This is a genomic window from Citrobacter sp. (assembly GCF_050252275.1).
GTDB lineage: Bacteria > Pseudomonadota > Gammaproteobacteria > Enterobacterales > Enterobacteriaceae > Citrobacter_A > Citrobacter_A amalonaticus.
The window spans coordinates 1-8,229 of record NZ_JBFWLF010000209.1; the positions used below are offsets into that span (position 1 = coordinate 1).

Here is an 8,229-nt window from a genome sequence, read left to right on the forward strand (position 1 = left end):
GCACGGCAACCCAGGTTGAGGGGATTCTGGAGCGGCTGCGCCTGGCCGGAATGCCAGAAGCAGATATTCGGCGTTTGACTGCAACGCGCAAAATTCAGACCCGCTTTATCCTTACTGCACCCATTGACGGAGTAATTACCGCTTTTGATTTACGTGCTGGCATGAACATCGCCAAAGATAACGTGGTCGCGAAAATTCAGGGGATAGATCCAGTATGGGTAACCGCTGCGGTGCCTGAATCCATCGCGTGGCTGATTAAAGACGCGTCGCCGTTTTCGCTGACCGTTCCGGCGCGTCCGGACAAGTCCTTCACCGTTCGCAAGTGGACGCTGTTGCCCAGCGCCGACGCCACCACCCGAACGCTGCAACTGCGCCTGGAAGTCGATAACCCCGACGAAGCGCTGAAACCGGGGATGAACGCTTATCTTAATCTGAAAACAGAAAGTGAGCCGATGTTGCTGATCCCGTCTAAAGCGCTGATCGATACCGGCAGCGAGCAGCGGGTGATCACGGTGGACGGTGAAGGGCGTTTTGTCCCTAAAGCCGTCTCTGTCTTCCAGGCCTCGCAGGGGGTAACGGCGATCCGTTCCGGGCTGGCTGAAGGTGAGAAGGTGGTTGCCAGCGGCCTGTTCCTGATTGATTCAGAAGCCAACATCTCGGGGGCGTTAGACCGGATGCGCGCGCAGCAACCGTCGGCGATGCCCGATCCTGCGGCCCATGCGCACTGAGGAGAACGCAGATGATTGAATGGATTATTCGCCGCTCGGTCGCTAACCGTTTTCTGGTGATTATTGGCGCGCTCTTTCTCAGCGTCTGGGGGACCTGGACCATCGTTAACACGCCGGTGGATGCGCTGCCCGACCTGTCCGACGTGCAGGTGATCGTCAAAACCAGCTACCCGGGACAGGCGCCGCAGATTGTCGAGAATCAGGTGACCTATCCGCTGACCACCACCATGCTGTCCGTACCCGGCGCAAAAACTGTGCGCGGTTTCTCGCAGTTTGGCGACTCGTATGTCTATGTCATTTTTGAAGATGGCACCGATCCGTACTGGGCGCGTTCTCGCGTGCTGGAATATCTCAACCAGGTGCAGGGTAAGCTCCCGGCGGGCGTCAGCGCGGAAATGGGGCCAGACGCCACCGGCGTGGGCTGGATCTTCGAGTATGCGTTGGTTGATCGCAGCGGTAAGCACGACCTGGCGGAACTGCGTTCGTTGCAGGACTGGTTTTTGAAATATGAGTTAAAAACTATCCCGAATGTGTCGGAAGTGGCCTCCGTGGGTGGTGTGGTGAAAGAGTATCAGGTGGTGATCGACCCAATGAAACTCGCTCAGTACGGCATCAACCTGTCGGAGGTGAAAGGTGCGCTGGATGCCTCTAACCAGGAGGCGGGCGGCTCATCGGTGGAACTGTCGGAAGCAGAATACATGGTCCGCGCCAGCGGGTATCTGCAAACGCTGGATGACTTCAATCATATCGTTCTGAAGTCAGGGGAAAACGGGGTACCCGTGTACCTGCGGGATGTGGCGAGAGTGCAGACAGGCCCGGAAATGCGCCGGGGGATTGCCGAACTTAACGGCGAGGGAGAGGTGGCTGGCGGGGTGGTTATCTTGCGCTCCGGTAAAAATGCGCGTGAGGTGATCTCGGCGGTTAAAAATAAACTCGAGACGCTGAAAAGTAGTCTGCCGGAAGGCGTGGAAGTGGTGACCACCTACGATCGCAGTCAGTTGATTGACCGCGCCATCGATAACCTCAGCTATAAGCTACTGGAAGAGTTTATCGTCGTGGCGCTGGTCTGCGCACTGTTTCTCTGGCACGTGCGTTCCGCACTGGTGGCGATCATCTCGCTGCCGCTGGGATTGTGTATCGCCTTTATCGTGATGCATTTTCAGGGGCTGAACGCCAACATTATGTCGCTTGGCGGGATCGCTATCGCCGTGGGGGCGATGGTGGATGCCGCCATTGTGATGATCGAAAATGCGCATAAACGGCTGGAAGAGTGGGAACACCAGCATCCGGGCGAAGTGCCAGATAACGAGACGCGCTGGACGGTGATCACCAATGCCTCTGTAGAGGTTGGTCCGGCGCTGTTCATCAGTTTGCTGATCATCACGCTCTCTTTTATTCCCATCTTTACTCTGGAAGGGCAGGAAGGACGCCTGTTCGGGCCGCTGGCGTTCACCAAAACGTATGCGATGGCGGGGGCGGCGTTTCTGGCGATCGTGGTGATCCCGATCCTAATGGGGCTGTGGATCCGCGGGAAAATTCCGGCGGAAAGCAGCAACCCGCTTAACCGCTTTTTGATCCGTATTTACCATCCGCTACTGCTGAAAGTATTGCACTGGCCGAAAGTCACGCTGCTGGTGGCGGGGCTCTCGATCCTGACGGTGGCCTGGCCGCTGAGTAAAGTGGGGGGCGAGTTCTTACCGCAGATTAACGAAGGCGATCTGTTGTACATGCCGTCCACGCTGCCGGGGATTTCGGCGGCAGAAGCGGCAAGCATGTTACAGAAAACCGATAAGCTGATCATGACCGTACCGGAAGTCGCCAGGGTCTTTGGCAAAACCGGGAAAGCGGAAACCGCCACGGATTCGGCACCGCTGGAGATGGTGGAAACCACGATTCAGCTCAAACCGCAGGATCAGTGGCGTCCGGGAATGACGATGGAAAAAATCATCGAGGAACTGGACAACACCGTTCGTCTGCCAGGGCTGGCAAACCTGTGGGTGCCGCCGATTCGTAACCGTATTGATATGCTCTCTACCGGGATTAAGAGTCCGATTGGGATTAAAGTCTCTGGTAACGTACTGGCCGATATCGACGCGATGGCCGAGCAGATTGAAGAGGTTGCCCGCACCGTCCCTGGCGTAACATCTGCGCTCGCTGAGCGTCTGCAAGGTGGTCGCTATCTCAACATCGATATCAACCATGAGAAAGCAGCCCGCTACGGCATGACGGTGGGTGACGTGCAGTTGTTTATTACCTCTGCCGTCGGTGGGGCGATGGTTGGGGAGACCGTTGAGGGGATTGCCCGTTATCCGATCAATCTGCGTTATCCGCAGAGCTTCCGGGACAGCCCGCAGGCGCTGCGCCAGTTACCAATCCTGACGCCGATGAAGCAACAAATTACGCTGGGGGATGTCGCCACAATCAACATCACGCCGGGGCCCTCGATGCTAAAAACGGAGAACGCACGGCCCACCAGTTGGATCTACATTGATGCGCGCGACAGGGATATGGTCTCTGTGGTTAACGATCTGAAACAGGCGATTGCCGATAACGTTCAGTTGAAGCCCGGTACCAGCGTCGCGTTTTCTGGTCAGTTTGAATTGCTGGAGCGGGCGAACCATAAGCTGAAGCTGATGGTGCCCATGACGCTGATGATCATCTTCGTCCTGTTGTATCTGGCGTTCCGCCGGGTCGGAGAAGCGCTGCTGATCATCACCAGCGTGCCGTTTGCGCTGGTGGGTGGGATTTGGTTCCTGTACTGGATGGGATTTCATCTGTCGGTGGCGACGGGAACCGGGTTTATCGCTCTGGCGGGGGTCGCTGCGGAATTTGGCGTGGTCATGCTGATGTACCTGCGCCATGCCATTGAGGCCGATCCTTCACTGGACAACCCGCAGACGTTCAGCGCAGAGAAACTGGATGACGCGTTGTATCACGGGGCGGTGCTACGGGTACGACCCAAAGCGATGACCGTAGCGGTGATCATTGCCGGTCTTCTGCCGATTTTGTGGGGGACAGGAGCCGGTTCGGAAGTGATGAGCCGGATTGCTGCGCCCATGATCGGCGGTATGATTACGGCGCCGCTACTGTCACTGTTTATTATCCCTGCGGCTTATAAGTTGATGTGGATACATCGTCACCGTAAAATATCCCGTTAACATCTTCATCATCCGGCCTGCTGAAATGAAGCGGGCCGGAAAAATCATTTTAACGGTGATTTTTCATTCTTTCTGACATATTCTGCAATACTGTAAAATGCTTTTTCTGATGATAAGCGTTATCCCTTTCTGAATCTCCCGTTATTGCTATTCGTTCCCTCTGATATTTAATTTTGCCGTTACCTCTCAGCGGGTTGTGCATAAAAAGCACAACCCGCATCCTTGTGTTGCAAATAGTGTAAACATCAGTTTTATATTTCAGGATCGTGCAGTTAATCGCATTTTATTCATTTTTGTTATCAAGTTTTCGTTAAGTTCATTCTCTTTTACGCATAATGCGGGCCACTTTTACACTTCACTGAATGTTTTTACATATCAATTAATCAGTAAAAATAGTCAAAAACTTAATATCATGCGAAATATCTGAAAGGTAATCCCTTATGGTAATCAAAAAACCATCTGCGGGAGCCAGTTTTAGCCTTTTATCATTAAACACGAATGAGAAGTATCTGAAATATAAAATAAGGATTTTACTATGGGATTTGGGATGGCAAAGGACAATAAATTTGAGATCGTGGCCATTATTCGCGAAGAGCTTCTCAGGAAAACGAAGGTAGAACTGAAATTTAAAGACACCAGCGTGGTCACTCAATTAGAAAAGGTTGACTTCGACTACTTCGTGATTACCAACAACAGCAACATCCCACTCTCTTCAATCCAGTCTTTTATCTTGCACAGCGACAGCGGCATTATCCGGTTCAATGCCCGGTTCAGTCAGTCGCTGACCGATAAACTGGAGTGCGGACTGGCGTATCGCATACCTGAAGTGATCTTATTGGTTCAGCGCCGCCAGCATCAGCGTTTCTCCTTTTTAAAGGGGTATCATTTCTACTGTTCTGGACGCTATAAAAATGGTGAGAATTACTTGCTGCAGATTAAGAATATCTCTCGCGGCGGTTGCGCGCTGATCTCACAGAAAATAAACACCCGCTTTCTTTATAAAAATGCGCTGATTAAAGGGGCATCTCTGGATTTTGAACAGTTTGGTCGTTTGCATTGCGATCTCCGGGTCGTCAACGTTGTTGCTATCAACGAATTTGATGAAAACAATCAGCTTTATTCCTGTCAGCAGATCTCCTGCAAGTTCGAATTCAAACATCCACGCGACGCGTTGGATGTCGAAAAGGTCATTATTCATTTTTTGATGAGTAATAAATTAAAAAGTTTATAAAGGAAGGTGAACTTTATGTTGATGTGTGGAAATGAAGATTTTGTCGGTAGCAGTGTCTCAACGTATTTAAAAAGTAAAAATGCTGAGGTGACGGACGTCCCCTGGCAGGTGATGGTAGATTACTCTGCACGCTATCGCCATCGGATGATGATTTTTAATATCATCAGCCACGAACAGTCCTACGCTGATTTTGTCAGCTATTTAAATAAGAACCGCTTTAAAGTTTACGATAATGCCGTGGTGGTGATTGCCGATGACCGTCTGGCGAAATTGTGCATTGAGTTACTGTATGTCGAAAAAGTGATTGTGCTGACCGATAAATCACCGCTGCGTGATTTTGGCCGACTGACGACCCTGACGGGGGAGTGCTGGAATCCCCGCTTATTCCGTTCACAAAAACGGCTGAGCGATCGTGAACAGCAAATCCTCAGTTTGCTGGTGAGTGGATATTCACCAAATGAAATCTCGGATCTGATCAGTGTGAGCTATAAAACGATACAGACGCATAAAATGCGAATCATCACGAAGCTGGGTCTGGCCCATTCGACTGAACTGAATAAACTGATCGTCAGATTCAACCATCCGTTCTCTTTTTTATCCTGAGTTTATCATCAGCCTGATGGCGCTTCGCTTATCAGGCCTACAGCTATCCTGAACAACGTAGGCCAGGTGAGGCATTGCCTTCACCCGGCCTGATTCCCTCAGCGGTTGTCAGAACGACTTTTTAAAGCCAATGGAGGCATTGACTGGCGCTTCCACCTGCGATTTATGCCCGCCGTTGTTGAACTGCGTTCCCAGTTCGCCGTACACCTGCAGATCGCGGTCGATGCTCCAGCTCAGACCTGCGGCCACTTCGGTACTGGAGTACTGCTGCGAAGATTCCAGCGTTGTGGTGGCAACCGCATTGCTGAAGTGGGTTTTGTCTTTTGACCCCAGTCCCTGCCACAGGTTGACGCGACCATATGGCTGAATCTTACCGTGACGGGTGTCATAGTCAGCTTTCAGTCGCAGCCCGACACGGGCGGTAAAGGCATCGGCAGTATCGAGTCTGACCTTCGTCTTCGTCGCGCCGCCCAGTGTGCTGTCATCAAAATCGCTGTACTGATAGATCAGCTGTGCCTGGGGTTCCAGACTCCATGCGCTTGCTCCTAAGCGGAACGCTTTGCCGATCTCCGTCGAGGCGGTCAGCGTATGGCCTTTCACGGTATGGGAACCCTTGTTTCCGGATGCCGACAGGCGAGCGTCATGGTTACCGTATTGCAGGACGTTATCCACATACATGCCATCGGTGGAGAACCAGGTAGCATAACCGCCCACGTAAAACGCGTTGTCATCGATGTTACCGCCTTTACCCGCGCTACCCGCGTGGCTGCCTTTGACGCTGCTGTCGATATCCAGAATGCTGGTGTAGACACCAGCTTTCCAGCTGGTATCCGCGTAAAGGTCAACCCCTGCCTGAATCCCCATCGTATGGCTGGTGGTCTGCGTGCCGGTGATGTCGTCCAGTTTGGTTTTAGCGGAGTAGCCAATCATTCTCGCCCATGCACGGTGGTCTTCATCGAGACCCGGTCGTACGTCGTCCCCCATTCGCTGGTGCATATTGCCTAACAGGCTCAGGTCGCCCTGACGCACTACGCTGGCGAGACCGGAGTAGAGCATGGTTTCCGGGCGGTATTCACTGCGCAGGTACCAGTTTTCGCCCAGGCCTTTCGCGTTGCCGGCATACAACTGGTATTCAAACGCCCCGGCAGACATCCGGTTATTCGCCAGATAGAAGCCGTCACGCGTGGATTGTGCCGTGGTGGTGGCGCCGTTTTTCGCCGTCACCACTTCGATCCCGTCTCCCACCGTCGGCGCACCCAGCCCTGAACCGTCTACTTTCAGCAGCGTGCTGCCGCTGACCTTACCGCCATCGATCACCAGTCGGTCCGCAATGCCCTGACCGCCGCTGTTCTGCGCTGCGGCTAATTCAAGCGTCCCGTTTTTGCCGCTGTAATCGCCTTTCACCGTCAACGCGGAACCGATCGCCGCCCCCGTCAGCGACACATTGCCGCCGTTGGTTAATCCGGCGACCGTCTGGTCGTAACCTTGCGTTTTCAGCGTGGTTTCGCTCGCCACAATGTGATGGGACGCTGCGCTCAACGTATTGGCGCCACCGGCCTGCAGAACCCCGTTGGCGACAAGCGTTGCGCCTTTGTAGCTGTTCGCGCCTTCCAGCGTGGTGATGCCGCTACCGGTGTGGTGGAGCTGTCCTTCGCCGCTGATATTGCCGCTCAGGGTGTAGCTGTTGCAGCGTTTCACATCCAGTATGCCGTCAGCGATGATATCGCCCTGTACGCTGCCGATCTCACCGCCATTACCCAACTGCAACGTGCCCTGTACGACGTGAGTGCCGCCAGTGTAGGAGGTGTCGAGTGTGAGCATGAGCGTACCCTGACCGGTTTTCGTTAACTGGCCGCTGCCTTCAACGTCGGTCAATAGTTCGACGTTGAAGCCGTTGGTGTCGAAGGTCCCGCCGCCGGATTCCAGCGTCACCTGGCGGGCGGTATTAAACGCATCGTCATACTTCAGCGTGCCGCCGTTAAAGGTGATCCCGGTATTGGCTGCGCCGAGGTTTTTATCGCCGGAAACCTGTAGTGTCCCTGCCGTAATCGTTGTACCGCCGCTGTAGCTGTTCTCGCCGGTCAGGATCAGCGTGCCGAGGTCGCTCTTATTGACGCCACCGGCGCCGCGGATCTCACTGTCGATGGTGGCGATATACCCTGCGCCATCGACGGTGCCGTCGCCGACGCGAATCAGCGTATTGGCGGTGTTGGTGGTGATGGCATCGCCCGCTACGCGGTAGCCATCGGTGGCAAACTGCGCGCCGCTGATGATCACATCGCCCAGACTGTTATCCACGGTGACATTGCCTGCCACCCCCTGGAAAACGGCGAACGCGGCATCGGTGAACGGGGCGTTCAGCGCGCCTTCTGGCGTGGATTCATCGGTGGTCCAGTTATCGTTGCCGTGGCTGGATTGCCAGATACCATCGCCGCCGTTGATCACGCCGTTGTTTTTCAGTTCGCCATTTTCACCGCCGGTGCCGTCCCAGAAGCGCAGGGTCAGACCG

General features: G+C 54.0%; 5 protein-coding genes. 4 read left to right on the plus strand and 1 reads right to left on the minus strand.

Annotated features, from left to right (window positions below):
• The 4 genes from AB7E14_RS16515 to AB7E14_RS16530 form a co-directional block, all read left to right on the plus strand.
• Positions 1-728, plus strand: a 728-nt coding sequence (locus tag AB7E14_RS16515) for an efflux RND transporter periplasmic adaptor subunit (protein ID WP_428169685.1), incomplete at its 5' end; no start/stop codon positions are given.
• 11 nt (positions 729-739) lie between these two features.
• Positions 740-3,886, plus strand: coding sequence for a CusA/CzcA family heavy metal efflux RND transporter (locus tag AB7E14_RS16520; protein WP_316961932.1), 3,147 nt, complete (start codon positions 740-742; stop codon positions 3,884-3,886).
• A 535-nt stretch (positions 3,887-4,421) separates the two neighbouring features.
• Positions 4,422-5,117 carry a flagellar brake protein gene (locus AB7E14_RS16525; protein WP_044328010.1) on the plus strand — a complete coding sequence of 232 codons (696 nt, stop codon included), beginning with the start codon at positions 4,422-4,424 and terminating at the stop codon, positions 5,115-5,117.
• Positions 5,118-5,132: 15 nt separating this feature from the next.
• On the plus strand, positions 5,133-5,720 hold the full coding sequence (locus AB7E14_RS16530) for a helix-turn-helix transcriptional regulator (protein WP_044269019.1): 588 nt from the start codon (positions 5,133-5,135) through the stop codon (positions 5,718-5,720).
• 108 nt (positions 5,721-5,828) lie between these two features.
• On the opposite strand, the gene AB7E14_RS16535 is transcribed toward AB7E14_RS16530, so the two are convergent.
• Positions 5,829-8,229, minus strand: a 2,401-nt coding sequence (locus AB7E14_RS16535; protein WP_428169686.1) for an autotransporter outer membrane beta-barrel domain-containing protein, incomplete at its 5' end; no start/stop codon positions are given.

Bases quoted from the DNA above. Each gene is read 5' to 3' on its own strand.
- AB7E14_RS16525 (WP_044328010.1), top strand. From the start codon at position 4,422: ATGGGATTTGGGATGGCAAAGGACAATAAATTTGAGATCGTGGCCATT.
- AB7E14_RS16520 (WP_316961932.1), top strand. From the start codon at position 740: ATGATTGAATGGATTATTCGCCGCTCGGTCGCTAACCGTTTTCTGGTG.
- AB7E14_RS16530 (WP_044269019.1), top strand. From the start codon at position 5,133: ATGTTGATGTGTGGAAATGAAGATTTTGTCGGTAGCAGTGTCTCAACG.